Origin of the sequence: Acinetobacter zhairuonensis (assembly GCF_022601715.1) — a bacterium.
Taxonomy (GTDB): Bacteria; Pseudomonadota; Gammaproteobacteria; order Pseudomonadales; family Moraxellaceae; genus Acinetobacter.
Window position 1 is genome coordinate 77,052 of the sequence record NZ_JAKVIM010000007.1, and the last position, 23,866, is coordinate 100,917.

The following is a 23,866-nucleotide window of genomic DNA, read 5'->3' on the forward strand; positions in this document are numbered from 1 at the left end:
ACAAAAGAATGATATGCTAGGACTGAACAGAATTAAATCATTAGGGTCATGAAAACAATATTAATTGCCAATCAGAAAGGGGGTTGTGGGAAAACTATCACAGCTATTAGTCTTGCCGCAGCATTAGCTCAAAAAGGCTATAAAGTTGCACTTGCCGATGCAGATAATCAGAAATCGGCACGCCAATGGCTAAAACAGCGCCCTGAAACCGCTGCCAATATTCAAAGTCTGGATTGGCGACAGGACAAATCCGTCGGTGAAAGCCCGAAAAATATTGAGTATTTGGTGATTGATGCACCGGGAGCATTATCCGATGAGCAAGCAGAGCAGCTGATCAGCGAAGCTCACGCGATTATCACCCCTTTACAGCCATCGTTTTTCGATATCGACAGTACCCGTCGCTTCCTGAAACATTTACAGGACATTAAGCGCATTCGTAAGGGCAAAGTACAAATTTTACTGCTGGCGAACCGAGTAAAAGCCAACACATCAGGTTCTAAAGAAATTCAGGATTTTTTCACTAAAATTGAACAACAACCTGTGGCATGGATTTCTGAACGCACGGCGTATGGTCAGCTGGCAATGCAGGGTCTATCGGTGTTTGATAAACCGCAAAAAAACTATATTACCCTGCAAAATCAATGGCAGCCTGTATTAAACGCCATTATTGATGATCCAAGTGAGTGGTTCTGATTTTTTAGTAGTACCGCGACCACTTCGAGATTATGTGAAACTTACCGAGCACTCATTTTCGAGTGTGCTGTTTTCGGTTAAGATGAGTCTGACCTTTAAATTGAATCAGTGAAAATAGTGCAACAATACGCGCCGACTATACAGAAAGTCTTACTATTTGGATTATTTTTTATCCTGATGTTTTTGGGCTTTCATGTACTTAAATACTTTATTGTGCCAGTACTGTGGGCCAGTATTATTGCCTATATGACTTGGCCGTTGTACCAAGCTATTTTCCGTGCCTGTGGTCAACGCTCTACACTGAGCGCCACCCTCATGATTCTCATCATTATTTTAGTAGTTGGTGTGCCACTGACTTTTGCAATTTTCATTTTGCAACATGAAGGGCGTAATCTGTATTACGAACTACAAAAACAGGTCTTTTCTGGTCATTTTAATGTCCCGCAATTTATCCGTGACCTACCTGTCATCGGTAAAGAAATTACCCGTACCCTAAAAGATTTAAATCAAGATCCCAACAGCATTATTCAGAATATTTCCAACTGGATTCAAGGGCATCTGAATTACGGCAAAGTACTCCTGAACGAAATCAGTAAAAATATTATTAAGCTGTGTTTTGCTGTGATGTCCTTATTCTTCTTCTATCGTGATGGACACACCATTTTAACGCAGGTCAGTAAAGCACTGGAAATGGTAATTGGTCCTCGCGTACACCACTACATCGACACCATTTCAGAAACCACACGTGCTGTGGTATACGGTGTCGGTTTAACTGCGGTTGCACAATCATTCTTGGCAGGTTTGAGCTATTTTGTTGCCGGTGTGCCGAATCCTATGGTGCTGACCATTATCACCTTCTTGCTGGCACTCATTCCCTTTGGCCCTCCTGTGGCGTATACCTCGGTTGCCCTGTGGCTTTTTGCCCAAGGTCAAACCATTGAAGCCATTGGTATCATGGCGTGGGGCGTCTGTATTGTCAGTACCGCAGACAACGTCATCCGTCCTTTGGTCATATCAGGCGCAACTCAAATTCCATTCCTGCTGATTATGTTCGGAGTTCTCGGTGGTATTGCCAGCTTTGGTCTAGTCGGGCTGTTTATTGGCCCTGTCATTCTGGCGGTGTTATTGGCGATTTGGCGTGAATGGTTACATGAAACCCATGACGATGAAGGTTTAATCATGCCAAAAGCCACACTGGCCTATGATCTCGATGACGACTTTGATTCCCCAAAAGACCCACCTAAATAAAAACTTATCTGAAAGCCAGTTGTATGCCAACTGGCTTTTTTATTGATGAAATTCATACAATCCTCTACGCAATCCATACCCTAAAGCCGACCAATGTCTGATTAAATAGGAATCATTTGCAAATAAGACATGATAAGGACAGTAAATGAAAACTTCTTTGTTCAAAACTGGGGTATTGGCTGCCTGTGCATCATTACTGATGGTTGGATGTAGTACCACCCCGACCCAACCCGCTGCCAATATGAAAACTGTGCAACTCAATGCAGTTTCGGCAGATGGAATTGGAACTTCATTGGGTACAGTGACCTTGCAAGACAGCCCTGTGGGTTTAATCATTCAAACCAATTTAAGTCGTCTGCCTGCTGGACCCCACGGGTTCCATATTCATGAAAAAGGCTCCTGTGAACCTGCTGAAAAAGATGGAAAAATGGTGGCTGCTTTAGCTGCTGGTGGACATTACAATCCAACCCAAGTTGCTCACCACGGCACACCAATGACAGGACATCTGGGGGATTTACCGGTATTGCATGTCAACTCTGCGGGGCAATCACAACTGAAACTGATTGCACCACGCTTGAAACTGGCAGACATCCAAGGACATGCCATGATGATTCATGCGGGTGGAGACAATTATTCCGATCAACCAAAACCTCTGGGTGGTGGTGGAGATCGTATTGCCTGCGGTGTGATTTAACTCCAACTGTGGATAAGTTAGGGGTTATACACAAGCCAAAGCTCAGCACTTGAGCGATGTTGATAAACCGAAACTTATCCACAATTTTGCCGAATTTACACACATCTCAACAAAAAAACTGCCGTAAAGTTTCCATGTCCAACTAGAAAATCGCTTTCAGTTGGACGCCATCATTCATCAGGAATTGACAGTTAGGCTAAAAAAGTTCAGGCTAACTGAAAAGCAAAACAACCGATAAAGAATAATATTGTGAATCCTGTACGTCAGTTTTTCTCCAATTCGATTTTGGTGTATTGCCTGCAAATTCTGATTGTTTTGACAGGAACCACGCTAGGTTTGTTCTACACAGGACATCAACTCTTAATTGTCCCTGTCACTTTGGGTGCCATTGCCGCAGCCCTCACAGATTTTGATGATCGACTCAGTATTCGGCTACGCAATCTGCTCTATGTCTGTATTTTATTTTTTAGTGTCAGCAGCATTCTCGAATTTTTAGCCCCTTATAAACTGCTGTTTATTCTTTATTTATCTTTATCCAGTGCCTTGCTGATTTTATTGGGTGCACTCGGGCAACGTTATGCCGCCATTTCTTTTGGCACTATCTTGCTCTCCATTTACACCATGTTTGGACTGGGTGAATATCAAGCGTGGTATCAGCAGCCTTATTATTTTGTTTTGGGGGCAATCTGGTATGGGCTCAGCTCCATTCTGTTTTACTTGCTCAAACCTACACAGGCTGTTCAGGACAATTTAGCGCAAAGTTTTCAGCAACTCGCCACCTTATTACAGGCAAAAGCACGGTTATTTGACCCCGATAATATTGATAATGTTGAAAGTCTGCTGTTTGAGGTTTCCTTGCAAAATGCGCAAGTGGTGCAACGCTTAAATCATTGCAAAGCCTCACTCCTCACCCGTTTAAAAGCCTCACGTGCCAATCAAAAAACCATTTACTGGCTGAATCTGTACTTTCTGGCACAAGACATTCATGAGCAGGCGACTTCCAATTATTTGCATTATGAAAATATTCATCGCAACTTTAGCCGTACCGATTTAATCTTTCGGATTCAAAAAAATATTCGCTTGCAAGCCAACTCCTGTCAACAATTGGCAAACTCGATCTTACAGCAACAGACTTTTCAGCTAGATCCTTCTCATGCCTCAGCTTTGGCACATTTAGAGTCCTCCATGCACAGCTGGATTCAGGACAATCCGCATAATATTGAAGTGAAAAACTTGGGCTTGGTGCTGAGAAATTTACGCAATGTCCAAGAGCAATTTGCCAATCTAGCAATCGAGCAAGACCAATACCAGCAGCACTATTCTGCACATCAAGACAATTTAGACCTGTTAGATGATGACATTCAGGACCTACAGGACTTATGGCTAAAGCTACGTCAACATTTAACACCGCAATCGGCATTGTTTAGACATGCAGTACGTATTGCCTTTGTCTTTGCAGTCGGTTATGCCTTTTCCTTATTACCCTTTGCCAAAAATGGCTACTGGATATTATTAACCAGTTTATTTGTCTGCCAAATCAGTTACTTCGCCACTAAAAGTCGTTTAAAACTGCGTACTTTAGGTACACTGCTGGGTGTAATTTTAGGCGTACCACTGCTGTATTTTGTACCCAGTATTGAAGGGCAACTGATTCTCACCATTTTATGTGGCGTGGCATTTTTCTATCTACGCTCGCAAAAATACGCCATCGCCACCCTGATGGCGACCTTGATGGTACTGCTGATTTTTAACCTGAAAGGTGCAGGCTATGAAATTATTTTGCCACGCATTATTGATACCCTGCTCGGCTGTTTTATTGCATGGTTTGCAGTCAGTACCATTTGGCCAGACTGGAATTTCCGTAATATCTCCAAAAACATCCAAAATAGCAGTCAAGCCACCTTGGATTATTTCAGCGTGATTGTAGAACAGTATCAACATGGTAAAGATAATAGCATTGCATACCGTAAGGCACGGCGCTTGGCACATAACGCACAAATTGAACTGTCCAGCATGATTTCTAGTCTCAGTACCGAACCACAACCGATCGCTGAACTGATTCAGCATGCCTTCCGCTATTTGGTCTATAGTCATAGCCAACTCAGTTATATTTCGGCTTTGGGCAGTCATCGGAAACAGCTTCAAGATCCGCAAATTCTAGAGCTCATGCACTGGTGTTTACAGACGTTGAATCATAGCCTGATCCTGCAACAAGCATTAGATCAAGCACAGATCCAACACAAACTGGATGAACTTCAAGGCATGAGCAACGATCCTGAATTGCCTGAAGATTGGCAATTGATACTGAAACAAATGAGTCTGTTACTAGAAACCTTGCCTGAACTGTTAAGCCTGAAACAACGCCTATTGGCATTAGACATTAAATAAATCTGAATACGGGAAAGAACGGGTCAAATTGAAGTGCATGAGTGCTTTTAAGTTGTGACAATATTCTAGATTTAAAGTTTCACCCATCTGCTAATTTTTTATGTATAAAGATTCACCCGTTTCCGCTAGAATCGAGATTCATTCTCAATTTTATTGTTTTGAATATGACTATTAAAACCTTGCGTGTTGTTGGTTTTCTGGAAGGCTTATCTTTCCTGCTGCTCCTGTTTATTGCCATGCCATTGAAATACATTTGGGGCAATCCAATTTTGGTGAAGTACGTGGGTATGGGACACGGCATCCTGTTCATTCTATTTTTAGTTGTATTATTTGCTGTCTGCGAAAAACAAAAATGGTCAATTAAAATGTTTATTCTCGGTTTTATTGCTTCAATTCTGCCGTTTGGACCTTTTGTGTTTGATCATAAACTCAAGAAATTTGAATCTTAAGTGATGCCACGATTGCCGAAAAAAAACCGTCAAACAGGCATCTATATGCCTGTTTGAGCAGAGTTTTCATTCCGAGTTAAAACTCACCTTTGACTTTACGTTCCAGCAAGACCTGCTGCAACATGCGTCGTGGAAAACTAAACCACAGTGCAATCAAAATAAAACAAGCCAAACCATAAGCCATCAAATGGTATTGTTGGTACAGCATACGTACCCCTTCGATGATAAAAAAGAAACTGAACATCAGCAGCATCGACACGGCGGCAGCCACAGTCCCTTTCGATACTTCAGAAGACATCAATGCAAAACGGTATAGCACCGAAAAGCTAATCCCCTCGCCAAAGCTAATTAAAGTCATTCCTATAATTAAGCAGATGAGGAAATAATCTCGCCAAAAGATCCCCGCCAAAATCAGCAGCGTACCCAACAGCATAATTGGCAAACCAATCATCACCGTTTTACCCAAAGCCAGTCGGTCAATGATTTTTATCAGCACCAAATTGCCCGCAATCAGACCACCCAGCACAGGAAATTGCGCCAGACCGTATTGCAAGCTGGTGAGTTTTAATTCTTCTACCAGCATCACAGGTGAAAGTGCAATCCATAACATCAAAGGCATACTGACCATCGGCAATGCCAAGGTTAATCCAAGAAAACGCTTATTTTGATAGACCCGTTTAAAGTCTGCAAAAATATAGCGTACTGGCTGTTTCACCACGGTCGCTTGGGTGGCTGGCATTTTCGCTTTTAAACCAAACCAACTCAGAAATGCCAACACTGCGATGCCGATAAAGCCCCAATGCCATGACACGTGGTCAATCAGAAATGCGCCTAAAACAGGTCCCAGCAAAGGTGCCAACAAGGAAATATTGGCCATCAGCGCCATGACTTTAATGGCATCCCGCTCTTCAAACGTTTCCTGAATAGCAGCATAACCTACGGCTGAAATCACGGTTAATCCAATGCCTTGTAAAAAGCGCAGCGCAAGGAATTGCTCGATATTGTGAGTGAGTAAAATTAGTAAGCAGCAGACACTAAAAAACAGTACGCCTGTGAGCAGGACTTTTTTACGCCCCAATCGATCTGACAATGGACCCAACAGCCATGCCACACAGGCACCACCCAGCAAATAAAAAGACATGGAAGAAGGTGCCCAACTGCTGCTAACCCCAAATTCTTTGGTGATGGCCAGCATGGCGGGTTGGACTAAATCATTTCCGATATAGACGGAAAACTCGAACAGCACCAAGGCTAAAGGAAACATCAGCGTAGCGCGGTTCAACGTGGTCGTTTGAACTTTTTGCATTATTTTCTACAGATCATGATGGTCTGGTCGAGGTCTTACGCTATTTTTCGGGAGATAAGCGTCAGCCCAATGACCAGCACTGAGAGATTTATTTAAATTACGTTTTTTTGAATGCGCTAAGGTTTAGCGGCTTAATACACCGTATTCACAAGGTGTCTAAGACATTTTAAGCAATTTCAATTGTGAGATTTTTATCACTCAAGCTAGTACACCCACTAGGTCAAGTGGGTGTAGTTTAGCAGTTTATCGATTGGGAATTGTAATTTTTATTGGTATCGCTAAGCAGAGATTTCTGTTTTGATTTTGAGCGTATCTTTTTTCCGATGCGGATGATCTGGCTTCATAAATAAAGAACAGATAATTGCAAAGACTGCCATGCCCGCAATATAGCCGATAATTAAATGTGGGCTGCCATCGCCAATACTCAACAATTTAGTGGCAATGAGTGGGGCTAAACCACCTCCCAGTACACCCGCAAACTGGACTGAAATCGAAATACCGCTATAACGAATCTCAGCAGGGAATTGTCGTGCAAATAATTGAGCTTGTGGCGCATACATAATCGGAAATACCACCCCAATCGCCAATACAATTGCAGTCCAAACCAGTACGGGATCTTTAGTATCCAGCATAGTGAAAAATGGATAGCAATATAATGCCAGCAAAATCAGTCCAAACATAAACATGTTCCGTTGCCCGACTTTATCAGAAAGATGTCCACATAAAGGCGTCATCACCATAATTAAGCCCGCACCACAGATCGTTGCAAATAGAATATCCTGGCGAGGAATTCCTAGTTTGGTGGTGGTATACGCCAAGGCAAAAGTAGAGGCAATATAAAACCAAGCATTCTCAGCAGCACGTGCAAAAATAATCGTCAGGAGTTCACGAGGATGATTTTTAAAGACTTGCATTGCTGGCACTTTAATTTCTTGTGCCTGTTCTTTGACCTTTTCAAAATCAGGGGATTCGGGCACTTTCACGCGAATATACCAACCCACGCCAAGGAGCAAAATGCTGGCTAGGAAAGGTAAACGCCAGCCCCAACTAAAAAGCGTCGCCTCCGGCAATAAAGACACTGCGCCTAAAGCAAGTGAAGCCAAGAGTAAGCCTCCTCCTGCGCTTGCCTGAGGTAAGCTGCCCCAAAAGCCTTTTCCGCCTTCAGGTGCATGCTCAACTGCCATCAGTACCGCACCGCCCCACTCTCCGCCCATTGCCATCCCTTGAATAAAACGGAGGACGACCAGAAAGAACGTTGCCCAATATCCAATACTTTCATAAGTCGGCAACAAACCAATTAATACGGTGGGAATCCCCATCATAATCAAGGTGGTTAAGAGCATGGCTTTACGACCAATCTTGTCGCCAAAATGCCCAAAAACAATACCGCCTAATGGTCGACCAATAAATCCAACGGCGTAGGTGGCAAAAGCAGCCAATACTCCCGTCAAAGGATCAAGATTTGGGAAAAAAAGTTTATTGAAAATCAGTGCAGCTGCTGCACCATAAATAAAAAAGTCATACCATTCAATTGTAGTTCCGACCATGCTTGAAATACCAGCCAGCCGATGCGAAGACTTTTTAGCTTGCGAATCTGATCCTTGTCGCTGTTCCATATGCACCTCTTCCATTTCTAAGTATTGTTATCCTTGCATCACAGTTGAAGAACCGTTTCTGATTACTTTTAAATAATGTGATTGGATTTACTTTCTTATTGCTTTGGTTCTATTTAATCATTTGATCGATAATATTGAAGGAAACCAAACTCCTCGATTCGCTCTTCACTATATTTTTCTAATGTGGTCTAGCTTTTTTACTGAGTCAACCTACTTAATTACTTAAGTAGTTTTTTGTTTTAAATTAATTTATTTAATTACAATATCTTATAAAATAAAAAGTTAAAAAATGTTCTAAAACCTGAGTTTATATATCAAGGACAGCGGGATATAAAATTATAAATTAGACAATCAGAAAAATTAAAATGCGTACTTTTTTACAATTGCTTATTCTAGGGATGTGGCTATATTACTTATTATACTAAGTACGGATACTTAATATGATGAATTATAATAAATTGGCTTTTGACTTTAGCCCAGCCCCTATTGTTGTACTCAGTAATCGGCATATGGTCGAAATGAATAGTGCCTTTGCACTGATGTTTGGCTATGAGCGTGAAGAATTGATAAATCATTCCATTATTAAAATTTTTCCAAGCATTGAAGACTATGAAAAAGTCGGGAATGATGCCTTACAAAGTCTGTTGCAAAAAAATAGCCTGTATTATTCCGATCAACGTTTTATGCAACACAAGAATGGGGAAATTTTCTGGACACATACGCATGGGCGCACACTCACCCCTGAAGATCCCTTTAAATTAATGGTTTGGCACTTTGAGCGTAAAGAACAACATCCGCTAATTACCCAGCAGAAGCTGACTAAACGTGAATCCGAGATTACCCAACTGATTGTGAATGGATTAACTTGCAAAGAAATAGCAAGGAAGCTGTCGCTCTCCCATCGCACTGTAGAAGTCCATAAAGCTAATTTAATGAAAAAACTCGGTGTACATTCCAAACAAGAACTGAGTTCTAAAATTATTATTCAAAATAGCCTGACGCATCTTGAATAGTTCTGTGCATTCTAGTGCTTCAATTATGAAAAAGGCGTAATTGAATACGCCTTTGATCCATCTAATTCGTGCCGACTAAATTAAGGACACGGTTTGGTCTGGAAAGTCTTGGTATTTTTACCACGCATACATTGGTACGATTTTTCGGTTTCAACCAATTTCCAGCCATTATCCATATGCTTAAAACTATAAATAGTACGAATTGAACGAACCGAATCATCCATTAAGCCGGTTTCCGTCACTTTCACTTGTGCAGCCGTTGGCGCTTCTACACTGTTAAAAAATTGACGAATTTCAACAGTTGATAATTCTTTGACCAAATCTGGGCGCTGTTTTAATACTTGCGCTAAAGGTGTGTCTGAACTGCTAACTTTATTGACTAAATTCTGAGTGGTGGCACAGCCTGCCAATAACCCCAAACACAAGGCTGAAACCGCAGCTAAACGCAACATGACAAATTCCCCATAGTTATCATTACACCCGTAATGATGCAATGCTTGAGCACATAACTCTATGGCAACAATGTAGCGATTGTTTTTCTGGGTTGAATTTTTTATCTTTTTTATTAATACAATAAAAAACACCGCAATGTTGCCATTACGGTGTTAAGTATTTCATTCGAAGTGAACTTATAAATCGAATAATTTACCTGGGTTCATAATGCCATTTGGATCGAAGACTTTTTTCAAGGCTTTCATGTATTCAATTTCTTCAGCACTACGTGAATATTCCAAATATGGCTTTTTGGTCATCCCTACACCATGTTCGGCAGAGATTGAACCATCATATTTTTTCACGGTTTCAAACACGTATTTATTTACCACCTGACATTTGGCAAAGAATTCATCTTTGCTTAAATTCTCAGGTTTCAAAATGTTTAAGTGCAAGTTACCGTCACCAATATGACCAAACCAGCAAATTTCAAAGTCAGGATAGTTACTTGCCACAATTGCATCAATTTCTTGAATAAATGCAGGTACATGCGTAATCAAAACTGAAATGTCATTTTTGTATGGGGTAAAAGGCGCGATAGATTCAGAAATATCTTCACGCAAACGCCATAAGCTTTCCACTTGCTCAAGGCTTTGGCTCAATACGCCATCCAGCACCCACCCCTGCTCCATGCAGTGTTCAAAAATTTCCATTGCCTTGTCCATAATTGGCTCAAACGGCGCTTCAAATTCAAGTAACACGTAGAATGGACATTGTGTTTCAAATGGACGTTGCACTAGACCATGATCCAGCACTTTCTGCATTGCCAATTCACCAAAGAATTCAAATGCAGTTAAGTCAATTTTGGCTTGGAAGGCATGTAGAACAGGCATCACCGCATCAAAATCAGGGACACCCAACACCATCACTTGTAGGTCTTGCGGTTGACGCTCTAATTTAATTTCAGCCTCAGTCACTAAGCCTAAAGTACCTTCGCCACCAATAAATAAATGCTGTAGTGCATACCCCGTGGCATTTTTAATCATGCCTTTGTTTAAACGTAAGATGTCGCCTTTCCCTGTCACTACAGTTAAGCCCAACACCCAGTTACGGGTCATGCCGTACTTAATCACTTTAATGCCGCCCGCATTGGTGCCAATATTGCCACCAATTTGTGAAGAACCCGCAGAAGCAAAATCTACTGGATAGTACATGCCTTGTTCTTCAGCATAACTCTGTAATTGTTCAGTCACGACGCCCGCTTGTACGCGCACCATGCGGTCGGCAGGAAAAAATTCCAGAATCTGGTTCATTTTGTCCATGCTCACCACAATTTCACCATTGGCTGCCACAGCACCCGCAGATAAACCAGTACGACCACCCGATGGCGTCACAGCAACATTAAATTGATTCGCAAGCTTAACAATCGCTTGAACTTGTTCAGTCGTTGCAGGGAAAACGATCACAGATGGGTTTGGATCAAAGTGTTTGGTATAATCCCGACCCCAATTTTGCAGGCTATCGGTATCCGTTTTAATACGGTTTTCGCCAACAATTTCGGTCAATTGGGTCAACAACTCTGGGGTTAAAGCGACTGGAGCATTCATCGTTTTCAGACCTTGCAATGAAGTAAACAAGTGGTGTCGAATCTAATGCATTATTCAGCTGAAACTGCGTAACAAAGGAACAATAACTAGACAGCACGTGAAGTAACGGACAGTCCATCTGCACCGTATTTTTTCACGGAACATTATTATAAGCCATTTTTAGCCAAAACCCGCAGAAAATCGCGTTTTAACAAGGTTACCTTGTAAATTACAGGTTTAATTAGACCACTCACGACAAGTTGTGACGCATATTTCACCAAAATACCTGATCGCTGCGTCATAAAGGAAATGTATATCCCCCTACGTCCTATGCTATGATACTGCGACCAAATTTGGCCTTTGTAGCGGAGCCGTAATGAGCCAACATCTTTCCCTGCCTAAAGATAAAATTCGTTTCTTATTGTTAGAAGGCGTTCATCAAAACGCTGTCGACACTTTGAATGCTGCTGGATACACCAACATCGATTATCGTAAAACTGCGCTTGAGGGTGAAGCGTTGAAAGAAGCGATCAAAGATGCGCACTTCATTGGTATTCGTTCCCGTACTCAATTAACTGAAGAAGTTTTTGAAGCGGCAAACAAACTCATCGCGGTGGGTTGTTTCTGTATCGGGACCAACCAAGTGAACTTAAATGCTGCGATGGTTCGCGGTATTCCAGTCTTTAACGCACCATACTCAAATACTCGTTCAGTAGCTGAACTGGTATTAGCTGAAGCGATTCTCCTTCTTCGTCGTGTACCTGAAAAATCTACAGATACACATGCGGGTGGCTGGAACAAATCTGCTGTGGGTTCATACGAAACACGTGGTAAAACTTTAGGTATCGTGGGTTACGGTTCAATTGGTTCGCAACTTTCAGTTTTAGCTGAAAGCATGGGTATGAAAGTCATCTATTTCGACACAGTGACTAAATTACCTTTAGGTAATGCACGTCAAGTCGGCAGCTTGGGTGAACTTCTTGCAAATGCAGACGTGGTGTCTTTACATGTGCCAGACGTTCCGTCTACACGTAACTTCATGACTAAAGATCAATTCGCGCAAATGAAAGAAGGTTCAATCTTCATCAATGCTGCACGTGGTACTTGTGTCGTGATTGAAGATTTGGCTGATGCGCTTAAATCAGGTCACCTTGCAGGTGCTGCGGTTGACGTATTCCCGAAAGAGCCGAAAGCGAACGGTGAAGAATTTGTTTCTCCACTCCGTAACTTACCAAACGTGATCTTAACACCGCACGTGGGTGGTTCGACCATGGAAGCGCAAGCGAACATTGGTTTAGAAGTGGCTGAAAAATTCGTAGCTTACTCAGACAAAGGTATGACTTTATCTGCTGTGAACTTCCCAGAAATCGCGTTGCCGTTGACTGAAGGTAAACACCGTTTACTGCACATTCACAAAAACGTGCCTGGCGTACTTTCAAAAATCAACAACCTATTTGCTGAGCATGGCATCAACATCTCTGGTCAGTCTTTAATGACCAAAGGTGATGTGGGCTACTTGGTAATGGATGTTGACGTAACAGCATCTCAAGAAGCACTTGATACTTTACAACACGTTGAAGGTACAATCCGCGTTCGCGTATTGTTCTAAGTTATTCGATGTGAAAAACCACAGACTTGTGTCTGTGGTTTTTTATTGACTCCTCCTCCGCTTAAAGGGGTCAATAAAAACGGTTTCACAGCCCAAAACCGATCTATTGCCTATAGGGAATAGATCGGTTTTGTTTCAGTTCAGCATACCCATGCCTTCTGACTTTTTCATTTCGATATGCATGATGCTTGATCTTGCTCATCCGCTACGAGCTATTTCAACGACACAATGTTATGATTGAAAAAAATATACAAATTGACCATCCGATATAAAACATAATGCCCTAGATCATGCTGAACTTAAAAAAATCCTCCTATTTCCAAGCCGTGTTCCTGTTGTTCATTGCCATGCTCTGTGTGCAAAGTAGTGGTTCATTGGCAAAAGTTCTGTTTCAGCAATTCCCCGTGTTAACGGTTTCAGCCATGCGTATGCTGTTAGGTGCGCTAATTCTGGCGATTATTTTTCAAATCTGGAAAATTAATTTTAAAAGTGTGCGCTGGTCTTCCATTTTGAGTTATGGCATAGCCTTAGCTGGGATGAACGGACTGTTTTACTTGTCCATTGAACGCCTACCACTGGGCATTGCGGTTTCGTTTGAATTTATTGGACCCTTAAGTGTTGCCTTGTACTATGCACGACAAAAATATGATGTGCTTTGGGTCAGCCTAGCCATTTTAGGCTTAATCTTACTGTTTCCCTTTGACCAAGCCACACAGTCATTGGATTTAGTCGGGATTGCATTTGCCATTGGTGCGGGTGCCTGTTGGGCGGTTTATATTATTGCTGGGCAACGCCCTTCAGGAATTTCAGGCAACCATACGGTGTGTTTGGGTATGTTCGTCGGCATGCTATGTTTAATGCCTGTTGCCTTATTTTCTGGCATGACCAGTAATGTCTTTCAGCCTCCGCATTTATTCTATTTTGTGGGCTTGGCGATTCTCGCCAGTGCCTTACCATTTACCTTAGAAATGATTGCCTTACGCAATTTAACAGCATTGAGCTTTGGCACCTTAATGAGTCTGGAACCCGCGATTGCTGCTCTCTCTGGTTTTGTCTTTTTAAATGAACAATTACTTTGGACTCAATGGCTGGCGCTTGGCACCATTATTACCGCTTCGATCGGTTGTACCTATACCACCCAGCAAGCCAAACGCCGTAATGAAGTGGCTTTAAAATCCTCGAGTGAATCCGTTTAATTCACTCCAGTCCTAAGCAGCAAAAGGTTTAGGGTTGCATCATATTTTTTCATTAACTTGTCATGGAGACCACAACAGATATGCCCAACAGTCAACTGAGTGCCGTATTTTTCATGGTGTTATCCATGTTGGCATATCAAGTCAGTGCCTCCTTTGCCAAACAGCTCATGCAAGCTTTAGACCCGTTTACCGTGGTGACTTTAAGACTGACCTTTGCCTCGATTTTAGTGGTGTTAATGTTCCGTTCATGGAGAATCATTAAACGTCTTCCGTATTTACAATGGCGTGATTTGCTGTTTTATAGTGCTTCGGTCTGTGTCATGAATGTGTTGTTTTATGCATCTTTGGGCAAATTACCCCAAGGGATTGCGGTGGGATTGGAATTTTTAGGACCACTCACTTTAGCTCTACTCTCCATCAAGCACAAAAGTGATTATATTTGGGTCGGACTCGCCATTACAGGCATTGCTCTGATGGTGCCGTGGCAAGATGCACAAGCGCATAACTTCTCTTATATTGGTGCCGCATGTGCTTTGGGTGCAGGTATTTTTTGGGCATTTTATATTTATTTCGGACAACGTGTTGCCCGTCAAAATATTGGTATGCATGCACTGAGTATTGCGATTGTCTTGTCTACACTGGTGCTCTTGCCGATCAACAGTATTCGGAATCCTGAAGCATTAGTACAATTTCAGTACTGGCCGCAAGCCTTGATGATTGCCCTATTAGCCACAGCCATTCCATATACACTTGATTTAATGGCATTAAAGCGCTTAAGCAAACTCAGCTATGGCACTTTATCCAGTTTATCTCCTGCCCTCGCCGCTATTGCAGGTATGCTACTCCTTAAAGAGCATATTACCCTCTGGCAAACTTTAGCCCTGATTTGCATTATGACGGCTTCCATCGGCGTCACTTATCGTGCCAGTCGAGCTGCGCCTGATAACGAAAACTAAGCTTTCATAGCGGCATTCAAAAACCCATCTGTTTGTGACTGTTGTATGCTTCTAACTGCATCAACAGTCCCTTTTATCTCTCTACTCTTTTACATCCTAGACATGCTGTCGCATGGTTCCACCTGAAGAATGGCTTGAATTTGCAAGTTCGAAAATCTACTATGAGAAAAAGAGTAAAAAGGGAATATAAGAATAACAATGCAGCCACATATCCGCCTGAATATGATTGTCAAAAATGAAACAGCGGTGATTTTACGTTGCTTAAAATCGGTCAAACCGTGGATTCACTCATGGGCCATTGTTGATACAGGATCAACAGATGGTACTCAACAACTGATTCAAGACTTTATGCAAGATTTGCCTGGCAAGCTGTTTGAACGCCCTTGGCAGAATTTTGGTTTCAATCGTACCGAAGCATTACAACTGGCGCAGGATCCATCCCTGCCCCATGCTGATTACCTGATGTTTATCGATGCCGACCAGACCCTCATGGTAGATCCTGATTTTGAATGGGGTACTTTATCGGGCTTAGCGTATTATTTTGAATATATTTACGGCAATATCCGCTATCAATTAAATTCGCTTGTATCAACTCAAATTCCATGGAAATGGGAAGGTGTTTTACACGAATACTTAAACTCGCCTGAACCTCACCAATGGCAGCTATTAAAAGGTCCTCATGTTTTTGTGCAGCATGATGGTGCCAGAGGGCGCGATCCTACCACCTATCTCAAAGATATCGAAATTTTAAAGCAAGCCATCATTGATGAGCCTGATAACCTTCGATATAAATTTTATCTCGCACAAAGTTATCAAGATGCAAATTTACCCGAACCAGCCCTCGAAGCCTATCAAGTACGCGCCGATGCAGGCGGATGGGAAGAAGAACGCTGGACAGCACAATTTCGTGCAGCAAAATTTATAGAAAAATTAAAGAAACCCGCAGCAGAGATTCGTACTGCTTATTTGCAGGCTTGGGTCAGTCGCCCACAACGGGCTGAACCCCTCTATGAGCTGGCACGCTTTTACCGTGAGAACCATTTATTTGAGTCAGCGTGCCAATTTGCCTTACAAGCCTGCCAGATCAAGCGCCCGAGCGATACTTTATTTGTGGATGACAGTGTTTATACATGGCGAGCTTTAGATGAGTTCAGTGTCGCTGCCTCCTATTGCCCGCACTATAAAGAACAAGGCAAACAAGCCATCCTCAAATTATTGATGGAGCAGAAATACCCTACCTCTGAAGAAGCACGGCTCATTGCTAACCTACGCTTCTATAAATGACAAATCCTTGCCAAGGAAGGGTCAGTTGAAAACCTTAATTGCGCGGCTGATGTAAAATTACATCAGCTGAACTTAAGCAGGGAACAAGATTTGATAACTTAAACGCACTATTAAAATAGACACTAGAACTAAAAAGATAATACGGATAAAACCACTGCCATATTTTAATGCCAGTCTGACACCTACCAACGAACCTGCAATATTTGCTGCCGCCATGGTTAAGCCTATCCCAAATAACACATGACCTGCGGGGATGAAAAAACTCAATGCGGCAAAGTTGGTCATGAAATTGGCAATTTTGGAGAGTGCCGATGCATGGATAAAATCGACTTTTAAATAGCGAATAAAATAAAAAATAAAGAAACTGCCCGTTCCTGGTCCAAAAATACCATCATAAAAGCCAATTAACACACTGCCGACAGCGGCGAGCACCAATATTTTCGTGGTGACTTCCTGTTGAAAATGCACCTGCCCAAACTGTTTTTTCATGAAGGTATAGATCGCAATAATGATCAGCATACACAACACAAAAGGCTTCAACACTTGTGTGGGAATCATGGAAACACAGGCTGCACCCAAGTAGGAACTGATGAAGGCACCAATACCAATCACCAACAGCAACTTCCACGACAAGGACACCCGACGAAGAAAAGAGAATGCCGCTGAAGCCGTACCAAAAATAGAAGAGAGTTTGTTGGTACCAAATACCGTGGCGGGTGCCAATTGTGGCATTGCGCCCATGATGGCAGGAATCTGAATAAGACCTCCGCCTCCAACAGCAGCATCAATTGCCCCTGCACAAAAAGCAAAGAAAACCAAACTCAGAATCAGGTCGAGTTCCATAATCGTTAGCCGCCTACAGATTCAAAACACGTTTAGGAATTAAACGCTTGCGATCATTAATTTCGGCTAAACCAAGGCACTTCTCGCCATCAAACACCAACACTTGTGCTTCCGCTGCATGCTCAATATTACTTTCCATACCACGACTAAAATATTCTGCTCGACCTTCAGGCACTTGAATCTGGGTAAAATGCTGCACAGGGGCATATACAGGTAACAGCAGCGCTTCGCGCTCTTGTTCTGTTAAACCTTCTAAATATTCAATGGTATAACTTGGGATCAGTTCAAAATGACCCGTTTGAATACGATGCAAATAAATCAAATGCCCATAAGTGCCTAAGGCTTTGGCAATATCTTCACCTAAAACACGAATATAGGTTCCTTTAGAACAGGTCACATCTAAAGTGATGCTGTTTTCCGTAAATGAGAGCAGCTGAATGGCTTCAATGGTAATTGGACGTGCGTCACGCTCAACTTCAATCCCTTTACGTGCCAGCTCATACAACGGACGACCTTGCTTCTTGAGTGCCGAATACATGGGTGGAATTTGTTGAATCTCACCGATAAATTGGCTCAAAACCTGCTGAATTTTATCTTCAGTTAGTTCTGGAACAGCTTGTTCGAGCAGCACTTCACCTTCGACATCACCCGTCGTCGTACTATGCCCAAGTTGGACTGTGGTTTGATAGCGCTTGGTAGACTCTAATAAGAAATGCGAGAATTTGGTGGCTTCCCCAAAACAGATCGGGAGTAAGCCTGAAGCCAGCGGATCTAAAGCCCCTGTATGCCCTGCTTTCTCTGCCCGAAACAACCAGCGTACTTTTTGTAATGCCGCATTTGAACTAATACCCAAGGGTTTATTTAATAAAAATACCCCATGAACCGCACGGCGCTGGATTTTTGCAGCAGATGATTTCATAACTCAGAACACGTATTTCAACTGCCGCCATACTAACAACCGCTCATCTAGTTTTACAACTTTTCTGTTGTTTATTTGCGTTTACATTGCACAATAAAAACAAGTTCAAAATGGACCCAATAAAAATTAAAAATGGATGTTAGGCATAGGATATGCAAAAAAAGAAATTATGGCTGATACTCGCCATCGTAGTTGTTATTCTGCTTAGCTTTTTAGTCTGGTTGGCGCCGAGTGCCACTACAGGTTCGAATGCTACATCAAATTCACTCATACCATCTGCACAGGACTCGACTGCATTACGAGCTACCGACACAGGTTTATCCTCCCGTGTGGTTCAACCTTTTGTTAGCCCAAGTCAGCAAGATACTGAAATCAACTGTCAGATTAGTTTAGATCAGAGCCAGCGTTTAATCGTGAATGAACAAACCCGAAATTGCTTCGAATATTTCATCACGCAATATGGTGAAAAGCAGCTGGAACAAATCAAGCAAGACTTCGCTGTGTATATGCAAAAAGGTTATCAAGAGCCTGCTTTAAACCAAATAATCGATCTCTGGAATCGCTATCTCGATTACCGCGTTCAGTTAGGCAACTTACAAGAACCAAATTTGAACAAGCAAGACCCTGAATACTTTCGTAAAGTTTTCGGTCTGATTAAAAATCTACGCAATCAGTTCTTTTCTAATTATGAAATAGAGGGACTTTTTGGTGCAGAGAATATCTACCATGAATATACCTTGAACCGTATGTCGATTCTGGCGGATCAGTCCCTCAGTGAAATAGAAAAAGCGCAGAAATTAAAAGCGCTATTTGCTCAATTACCTGAAGACTGGCGAGAAAATCTAGAACAATTATCCAAATTGGAAGATCTGCGCAAACTGACTGCCGATATTAAAGCACGTAGTGGTTCCAGTGCCGAACTACGCCAAATGCGCATGAATCTGGTCGGTGCAGAAGCCACACAACGTCTGGAGCAGCTCGATCAGGAACGCGGGCAATGGAAATCGCGGGTAAATGATTATTTAGCGCAACGTGATCAGATATTGAAGAGCCACATGAGTGAATCTGCACAACAACAAGCGATTGCACAACTACGTCAGCAACAATTTAAACACCCGCAAGAACAATTACGATTAGGCACCTTTGAAACCACCCACGACTCAGGAGGAAAACTACCTTTCGCAGAATAATTCTGTCTCTCATGACCTTTTTTCAGGATGAAAATATGTATAAAACGAAAAAAATAGCACATAACATTTCACTGCTGGGTTTAGCTGTATGCATCAGCTTCGGCACCAGTTCGGTGTCTGCAAACGTACTTCGCGTGAATAGCACAGCCCAAAGCACCTATGCCAAAACCCAATATCCATTATTATTTACCCATGGCATGTTTGGCTTTAGTCGGCTTGGAGTGGCTGAATTTGGTTTAGATTACTGGTACCAAATTCTGCCCGATCTAGCGCGTAATGGGGCAACCACTTTTGCTGCGCAGATCTCGCCTTTAGAGTCTACCGAAGTTCGCGGTGAACAATTGTTACAACAAGTCGAAGACGTCATTGCCATTACGGGTAAACCAAAAGTCAACCTGATCGGACATAGCCATGGGGGACCTACAATTCGCTATGTCGAAGCAGTCAAACCTCAATATGTGGCATCCTTAACTGGGGTTGGTGCGACATTTAGAGGTTCCAAAGTGGCAGATGACTTACTTTCAAACCAAGTAGGTTCTCAGCTCTTAAGTATCGCTACAGATTATATTATCGGACCACTGATTACCTTTGCTGAAGGTAATCCTGCATTGAAGAGTGATTTACATGCCTCACTCACTTCGATCAGTGAACAAGGTTCTCAAGTCTTTAATCAAAAATTTCTGACGACAGCTTTAGCATCAGACTGTAACAGAAGTGGTGCTACCTCCAATAATGGAATCTACTATTACTCATGGACAGGGACATCCCAAGTGACCAACGTGATTGATGTTGCAGACAGTGCAATCTCCCTGCTTGCACCGATCTCGTATATCAGCACAGACAATGATGGATTGGTTCCGCGCTGCAGTACCCATTTTGGTAAGGTCATCCGTGATAATTATGACTGGAACCATTTGGATGAGGTCAATCAGGTCTTGGGATTACGAGGGTTGTTTAGTCCCGATCCGGTTGATGTCTATCGCCAGCATGCCAATCGTTTAAAACTGCAAGGCTTATAAAAAATAAAAGGCAAAAAAAATGCGCCGAATGGCGCATTTTTTCACTCAAATAAAACTGATTAAGCAACAGTTTTACGAGCTGGTAACTTTTCACGAATACGTGCAGCTTTACCAGACAATTCGCGTAGGTAGTAAAGTTTAGCACGACGAACGTCACCACGACGTTTCACTTCGATTTTAGCAACGATTGGAGAGTGAGTTTGGAAAACACGCTCAACACCAACACCGCTAGAAATTTTACGTACTGTGAACGCAGAGTTCAAACCACGGTTTTTCTTCGCGATTACAACACCTTCAAATGCTTGAAGACGCTCACGCTCACCTTCTTTTACTTTTACCTGAACGATAACTGTATCACCTGGTGCAAAAGCTGGGATGTCTTGTTTAAGCTGTGCATTTTCAACAGCTTGTACTAAAGGATGCTTACCGCTCATGGGGTATCTCCAATATGTGTGGGTCAGAAGAGGTCTGAGATCCACTGGGTATAGAGGCTAAAGCGCATAGACCCGATTGACTTTCCCTTTATGCTTGACCACTTCAATGCATAAAGAGCCTAATAAACAACACTTAAACACCACCGTTTAAGTATTGGGCTAGAGAAATAACCTTAAGTTATTTCCCCGATAAATCTTTGAGCCATTTTTTTTGCTGTTTGCTCAACTCCACCTTTTCCACCAACTCAGGTCGGCGCTCAAGAGTGCGTTGATAACGCTGCAAAAACCGCCATTTTTCAATGTTGGCATGATGTCCTGATTTCAATACTTCAGGCACATCCAACCCCTCAAAATGGTCTGGCTTGGTATATTGTGGGCAATCTAAAAGACCATCCACAAATGAATCCTGCACAGCCGATTGTTCATCAGACATGGTATTCGGCAAACGTCGAATAATGCTGTCCAATAACACCATCGCAGGAAGCTCACCACCCGATAACACGTAATCCCCTATCGACCATTCCTGATCAACATATTTTTGGATTAAACGCTCATCAACCCCTTCATATCGTCCACACAACACAATTAAGCCATCGTAGTCGACAAACTGCTGTACTGCTGGTTCATTCAGGGTTTGTCCTTGCGGTGACATATACACCACAGGAACATGGACTGCTCCCGCTTGCTCTGCAAGCTGTTTGGCACGTTGAATTGCTTTCGCCAAAGGCTCAGCCATCATCACCATACCAGGACCACCACCAAAGGGACGTTCATCCACTCTTTTGTAGTTGCCCTCAGCAAATTCGCGTGGATTGATACAATGGACTTGTACAATGTCACGTTTTGCTGCGCGCCCGCTAATACCATAGGCTGTAATCGCTTCAAACATTTCAGGAAAAAGCGTAATGACTGCAAAAAACACCGCAGACTCCTCTATTTTCCTGCTGTGTGAATCCTGAACGGATTAATAATCTACGCCCCAATTTACGTAGATACGACCAGCTTCGAGATCAACGCGTTGTACCACATCTTTATGCCATGGAATCATACGCTCTTCGCTATCGACACTGTCGGCAGTTGCGCGAACCACCATCACATCGTTAGCCCCTGTTTCAAACAGTTCATGGATTTGACCGAGATTAACTTCTTGCTCTTCATCATCCAGACCCAACACCGTTAAGCCTTTTAAATCTGACCAATAATACTCGTCCACACCTGCTTGAGGCAGTTGCGATTTTGAAATCCAGACATTTGCACCGACCAGATTATCCGCTGCTGTGCGATCACTCACACCTTTGAGCGAAACAACCAGACCTTTGCCATGCGGTTTCCAACGTTTTACATCGACAGTTTGCCAACCTGCTTTGGTTTCAATAAACCAAGGCAGGTAGTCAAATATGTTGCTCATAGGTTCTGTATTGGAATAGACCCAGAGCCACCCATTTAATCCATATGCTGAACGTAACTGTCCAATCTGAATACGATCTTCCGGAACATTCTGTGTTGGTGTCATGGGCTACCTACTACTCAATTCACAAAAATTATGCAGTAGCCGCAGCTTTTTTAGCTTGAGCAGCTAAAGAAGCAACACGATCAGAAGGTTGAGCACCTTGAGAAACCCAGTGAGCAAAACGGTCAGCGTCTAAACGAAGTTTTTCTGCTTTACCTTGAGCTGTAGGGTTGAAGAAACCAATACGTTCGATGAAACGACCGTCACGTGCATTACGACTATCAGTCACAATGATTTGATAGAACGGACGTTTTTTAGCACCACCGCGTGCAAGACGAATAACTACCATGATACAACCTTATAGTTTTTACGGATTATCCCTGTACCGACCATCGATACATTTCAAACCCCTTTGATAGAGGGCGACATTCTACGCTAAATTTACCCTAAGGAAAAGCTCAAAAAATGATTTATCCACAGTTTTGAATTTGCTTCCACTCGATTGGAATGGTAAACCTTTGTATTTTTGAATTATAAGTTATTAAAGGATTCTTGGAAGTGTTTTGGCTAAGCCAAAACACTTCCAAGATGCTTTTTACTACCACTTAGTACAAGTATCAGCTGGAATAGTATTTCCATCTGATACAGTATCCGTTAATAACGGTATATCTTTATTTTCATACCAACATTTAACGTTTTGATAATTCACTGTGATAGCACCATCCCCTGCTTGAGTTGTTCCAACTTTTGGTGTTGCGGTCAGTATCCATGATTCAGCGGATAATGCTCCACCAGTTAATGGACTTAATACTACATCATAAAGTTTTTGACCTTGTAAGGGATAAGATGTAGAAACTCCCAAGTCTGCTTGGGTTGCACTTTTAACTTTAAAGTTGGCGATCTTATAACGCTGGATTTTTGCTGCCAGATCCATTAACGTGCTTTGCATCTCCACACGTTTCGTCTTACGGACATATTTTTGATAAGAAGGATAAGCAATTGCTGCTAAAATTCCAATAATTAGAACAACTATCATCACCTCTATAAGTGTAAAGCCTTTATAGTTTTTCACCATGGCTCACTCCCAACACCGCATCCAGCCGATGTAATATTTGTTTCAGTCTTGTTTTTGCAACGAAGCCCTGAACTTGTCATCAAAAAATTATAATTTTGGTTATCTGTCGTTACAACATACAGGACCCAAGAACTTCCGGAAGCATCTGAAGCTGTCAATAATTTTCCGCTACCAATCCCTTTCGCGGCTGTCGTTGTAGTCGCACCATCTTTTAAGTCAAAAGTATAAGTTGGGGGTGTATTAATCCCATAATCATTTATATTAAACCCTTTAAAACTGAAGTTCCTTGCTTTATGCCGCTCTAAAAGGACTGCAATATGTTGAATTTCCTGTTGGGCTTGAGCCGCTTTAGTACGGCGAGAATAAGCCTGATAAGATGGTAGCGCTATGGCAGCGAGAATCGCAATGATTACAAGCACCACCATCAATTCAATTAAGGTGAAACCATTTTTATTCATAGATCACC

Annotated in this window: 24 protein-coding genes; 12 read left to right on the forward strand and 12 right to left on the reverse strand. The window is 42.3% G+C overall.

Features of this window, described 5'->3' with window-relative positions:
• Positions 1-48 precede the first annotated feature (48 nt).
• The 5 genes from MKI85_RS07400 to MKI85_RS07420 all read left to right on the forward strand — a co-directional run bounded on the left by MKI85_RS07400 (position 49) and on the right by MKI85_RS07420 (position 5,472).
• Positions 49-693 (forward strand): ParA family protein, encoded by a 645-nt coding sequence (locus tag MKI85_RS07400; protein WP_241626416.1) that lies wholly within the window; start codon positions 49-51, stop codon positions 691-693.
• Positions 694-810: 117 nt separating this feature from the next.
• Positions 811-1,941: an AI-2E family transporter gene (locus tag MKI85_RS07405; RefSeq protein WP_241626418.1), complete on the forward strand. Its 1,131-nt coding sequence runs from the start codon at positions 811-813 to the stop codon at positions 1,939-1,941.
• 145 nt (positions 1,942-2,086) lie between these two features.
• On the forward strand, positions 2,087-2,635 hold the full coding sequence (sodC, locus tag MKI85_RS07410) for a superoxide dismutase [Cu-Zn] SodC (RefSeq protein WP_281070025.1): 549 nt from the start codon (positions 2,087-2,089) through the stop codon (positions 2,633-2,635).
• Between the two features lie 249 nt (positions 2,636-2,884).
• Positions 2,885-5,023, forward strand: coding sequence for a YccS family putative transporter (gene yccS, locus MKI85_RS07415; RefSeq protein WP_413351580.1), 2,139 nt, complete (start codon positions 2,885-2,887; stop codon positions 5,021-5,023).
• A 164-nt stretch (positions 5,024-5,187) separates the two neighbouring features.
• Positions 5,188-5,472, forward strand: a complete 285-nt coding sequence (locus MKI85_RS07420; protein WP_241626420.1) for a DUF3817 domain-containing protein — start codon at positions 5,188-5,190, stop codon at positions 5,470-5,472.
• 76 nt (positions 5,473-5,548) lie between these two features.
• Here the strand turns inward: MKI85_RS07420 and craA are convergent, their stop codons facing one another.
• Together craA and MKI85_RS07430 are read right to left on the reverse strand one after the other, a co-directional pair.
• On the reverse strand, positions 5,549-6,778 hold the full coding sequence (craA, locus tag MKI85_RS07425) for a chloramphenicol efflux MFS transporter CraA (protein WP_241626422.1): 1,230 nt from the start codon (positions 6,776-6,778) through the stop codon (positions 5,549-5,551).
• Positions 6,779-7,056: 278 nt separating this feature from the next.
• Positions 7,057-8,394 (reverse strand): MFS transporter, encoded by a 1,338-nt coding sequence (locus MKI85_RS07430; protein ID WP_241626424.1) that lies wholly within the window; start codon positions 8,392-8,394, stop codon positions 7,057-7,059.
• A gap of 440 nt (positions 8,395-8,834) precedes the next feature.
• Between MKI85_RS07430 and MKI85_RS07435 the strand changes: the two genes are divergently transcribed.
• The gene (locus tag MKI85_RS07435) at positions 8,835-9,407 is read left to right on the forward strand and encodes a PAS domain-containing protein (RefSeq protein WP_241626426.1); all 573 of its coding nucleotides are present in this window, start codon (positions 8,835-8,837) and stop codon (positions 9,405-9,407) included.
• 80 nt (positions 9,408-9,487) lie between these two features.
• Here MKI85_RS07435 and MKI85_RS07440 read toward each other — a convergent pair whose 3' ends face one another.
• Both MKI85_RS07440 and MKI85_RS07445 read right to left on the reverse strand, forming a co-directional pair.
• A complete protein-coding gene (locus MKI85_RS07440) occupies positions 9,488-9,859 on the reverse strand; it encodes a hypothetical protein (protein ID WP_241626428.1) in 372 nt (123 codons plus the stop codon).
• Between the two features lie 177 nt (positions 9,860-10,036).
• Complete coding sequence (locus MKI85_RS07445) at positions 10,037-11,446, reverse strand: FAD-binding oxidoreductase (protein WP_241626430.1); 1,410 nt, start codon at positions 11,444-11,446, stop codon at positions 10,037-10,039.
• Between the two features lie 355 nt (positions 11,447-11,801).
• Here MKI85_RS07445 and serA point away from each other — a divergent pair, with 355 nt between their 5' ends.
• The 4 genes from serA (at position 11,802) to MKI85_RS07465 (ending at position 16,470) form a co-directional block, all read left to right on the forward strand.
• Positions 11,802-13,034: a phosphoglycerate dehydrogenase gene (gene serA / locus MKI85_RS07450; protein WP_241626432.1), complete on the forward strand. Its 1,233-nt coding sequence runs from the start codon at positions 11,802-11,804 to the stop codon at positions 13,032-13,034.
• A gap of 290 nt (positions 13,035-13,324) precedes the next feature.
• The gene (locus tag MKI85_RS07455) at positions 13,325-14,230 is read left to right on the forward strand and encodes an EamA family transporter (protein WP_241626434.1); all 906 of its coding nucleotides are present in this window, start codon (positions 13,325-13,327) and stop codon (positions 14,228-14,230) included.
• A gap of 80 nt (positions 14,231-14,310) precedes the next feature.
• The gene (locus MKI85_RS07460; RefSeq protein ID WP_241626436.1) at positions 14,311-15,186 is read left to right on the forward strand and encodes an EamA family transporter; all 876 of its coding nucleotides are present in this window, start codon (positions 14,311-14,313) and stop codon (positions 15,184-15,186) included.
• Positions 15,187-15,384: 198 nt separating this feature from the next.
• Complete coding sequence (locus MKI85_RS07465; protein ID WP_241626438.1) at positions 15,385-16,470, forward strand: glycosyltransferase; 1,086 nt, start codon at positions 15,385-15,387, stop codon at positions 16,468-16,470.
• A gap of 72 nt (positions 16,471-16,542) precedes the next feature.
• Here MKI85_RS07465 and MKI85_RS07470 read toward each other — a convergent pair whose 3' ends face one another.
• Together MKI85_RS07470 and truB are read right to left on the reverse strand one after the other, a co-directional pair.
• The gene (locus MKI85_RS07470) at positions 16,543-17,313 is read right to left on the reverse strand and encodes a sulfite exporter TauE/SafE family protein (protein WP_241626440.1); all 771 of its coding nucleotides are present in this window, start codon (positions 17,311-17,313) and stop codon (positions 16,543-16,545) included.
• A 13-nt stretch (positions 17,314-17,326) separates the two neighbouring features.
• On the reverse strand, positions 17,327-18,232 hold the full coding sequence (gene truB, locus MKI85_RS07475; RefSeq protein ID WP_241626442.1) for a tRNA pseudouridine(55) synthase TruB: 906 nt from the start codon (positions 18,230-18,232) through the stop codon (positions 17,327-17,329).
• A 152-nt stretch (positions 18,233-18,384) separates the two neighbouring features.
• Between truB and MKI85_RS07480 the strand changes: the two genes are divergently transcribed.
• The gene (locus MKI85_RS07480) at positions 18,385-19,422 is read left to right on the forward strand and encodes a lipase secretion chaperone (protein WP_241626444.1); all 1,038 of its coding nucleotides are present in this window, start codon (positions 18,385-18,387) and stop codon (positions 19,420-19,422) included.
• 35 nt (positions 19,423-19,457) lie between these two features.
• Positions 19,458-20,441 carry a lipase family alpha/beta hydrolase gene (locus MKI85_RS07485; RefSeq protein WP_241626446.1) on the forward strand — a complete coding sequence of 328 codons (984 nt, stop codon included), beginning with the start codon at positions 19,458-19,460 and terminating at the stop codon, positions 20,439-20,441.
• Positions 20,442-20,500: 59 nt separating this feature from the next.
• Here the strand turns inward: MKI85_RS07485 and rplS are convergent, their stop codons facing one another.
• The 6 genes from rplS to MKI85_RS07515 all read right to left on the reverse strand — a co-directional run bounded on the left by rplS (position 20,501) and on the right by MKI85_RS07515 (position 23,858).
• A complete protein-coding gene (gene rplS / locus MKI85_RS07490; protein WP_241626448.1) occupies positions 20,501-20,875 on the reverse strand; it encodes a 50S ribosomal protein L19 in 375 nt (124 codons plus the stop codon).
• A 178-nt stretch (positions 20,876-21,053) separates the two neighbouring features.
• Positions 21,054-21,797: a tRNA (guanosine(37)-N1)-methyltransferase TrmD gene (gene trmD / locus MKI85_RS07495; protein WP_241626450.1), complete on the reverse strand. Its 744-nt coding sequence runs from the start codon at positions 21,795-21,797 to the stop codon at positions 21,054-21,056.
• Positions 21,798-21,839: 42 nt separating this feature from the next.
• Positions 21,840-22,388, reverse strand: a complete 549-nt coding sequence (rimM, locus tag MKI85_RS07500) for a ribosome maturation factor RimM (RefSeq protein ID WP_241626452.1) — start codon at positions 22,386-22,388, stop codon at positions 21,840-21,842.
• 28 nt (positions 22,389-22,416) lie between these two features.
• A complete protein-coding gene (gene rpsP, locus MKI85_RS07505) occupies positions 22,417-22,674 on the reverse strand; it encodes a 30S ribosomal protein S16 (RefSeq protein ID WP_100241902.1) in 258 nt (85 codons plus the stop codon).
• A 249-nt stretch (positions 22,675-22,923) separates the two neighbouring features.
• Entirely contained in the window at positions 22,924-23,400 is a 477-nt protein-coding gene (locus MKI85_RS07510; protein WP_281070026.1) for a type IV pilin protein, read from the reverse strand.
• Positions 23,394-23,858 (reverse strand): type IV pilin protein, encoded by a 465-nt coding sequence (locus MKI85_RS07515; protein WP_241626454.1) that lies wholly within the window; start codon positions 23,856-23,858, stop codon positions 23,394-23,396. Before MKI85_RS07515 ends, MKI85_RS07510 begins: the two co-directional genes overlap by 7 nt.
• Positions 23,859-23,866 lie beyond the last annotated feature (8 nt).

Coding starts and splice junctions, on each gene's coding strand:
- MKI85_RS07480 (WP_241626444.1), top strand. CDS start 18,385: ATGCAAAAAAAGAAATTATGGCTGATACTCGCCATCGTAGTTGTTATT.
- rpsP (WP_100241902.1), bottom strand. CDS start 22,674: ATGGTAGTTATTCGTCTTGCACGCGGTGGTGCTAAAAAACGTCCGTTC.
- MKI85_RS07515 (WP_241626454.1), bottom strand. CDS start 23,858: ATGAATAAAAATGGTTTCACCTTAATTGAATTGATGGTGGTGCTTGTA.
- MKI85_RS07430 (WP_241626424.1), bottom strand. CDS start 8,394: ATGGAACAGCGACAAGGATCAGATTCGCAAGCTAAAAAGTCTTCGCAT.
- rplS (WP_241626448.1), bottom strand. CDS start 20,875: ATGAGCGGTAAGCATCCTTTAGTACAAGCTGTTGAAAATGCACAGCTT.
- MKI85_RS07445 (WP_241626430.1), bottom strand. CDS start 11,446: ATGAATGCTCCAGTCGCTTTAACCCCAGAGTTGTTGACCCAATTGACC.
- MKI85_RS07465 (WP_241626438.1), top strand. CDS start 15,385: ATGCAGCCACATATCCGCCTGAATATGATTGTCAAAAATGAAACAGCG.
- craA (WP_241626422.1), bottom strand. CDS start 6,778: ATGCAAAAAGTTCAAACGACCACGTTGAACCGCGCTACGCTGATGTTT.
- MKI85_RS07510 (WP_281070026.1), bottom strand. CDS start 23,400: ATGGTGAAAAACTATAAAGGCTTTACACTTATAGAGGTGATGATAGTT.
- truB (WP_241626442.1), bottom strand. CDS start 18,232: ATGAAATCATCTGCTGCAAAAATCCAGCGCCGTGCGGTTCATGGGGTA.
- MKI85_RS07440 (WP_241626428.1), bottom strand. CDS start 9,859: ATGTTGCGTTTAGCTGCGGTTTCAGCCTTGTGTTTGGGGTTATTGGCA.
- MKI85_RS07400 (WP_241626416.1), top strand. CDS start 49: ATGAAAACAATATTAATTGCCAATCAGAAAGGGGGTTGTGGGAAAACT.
- MKI85_RS07470 (WP_241626440.1), bottom strand. CDS start 17,313: ATGGAACTCGACCTGATTCTGAGTTTGGTTTTCTTTGCTTTTTGTGCA.
- MKI85_RS07485 (WP_241626446.1), top strand. CDS start 19,458: ATGTATAAAACGAAAAAAATAGCACATAACATTTCACTGCTGGGTTTA.
- serA (WP_241626432.1), top strand. CDS start 11,802: ATGAGCCAACATCTTTCCCTGCCTAAAGATAAAATTCGTTTCTTATTG.
- rimM (WP_241626452.1), bottom strand. CDS start 22,388: ATGACACCAACACAGAATGTTCCGGAAGATCGTATTCAGATTGGACAG.
- sodC (WP_281070025.1), top strand. CDS start 2,087: ATGAAAACTTCTTTGTTCAAAACTGGGGTATTGGCTGCCTGTGCATCA.
- MKI85_RS07420 (WP_241626420.1), top strand. CDS start 5,188: ATGACTATTAAAACCTTGCGTGTTGTTGGTTTTCTGGAAGGCTTATCT.
- MKI85_RS07455 (WP_241626434.1), top strand. CDS start 13,325: ATGCTGAACTTAAAAAAATCCTCCTATTTCCAAGCCGTGTTCCTGTTG.
- MKI85_RS07460 (WP_241626436.1), top strand. CDS start 14,311: ATGCCCAACAGTCAACTGAGTGCCGTATTTTTCATGGTGTTATCCATG.
- MKI85_RS07435 (WP_241626426.1), top strand. CDS start 8,835: ATGATGAATTATAATAAATTGGCTTTTGACTTTAGCCCAGCCCCTATT.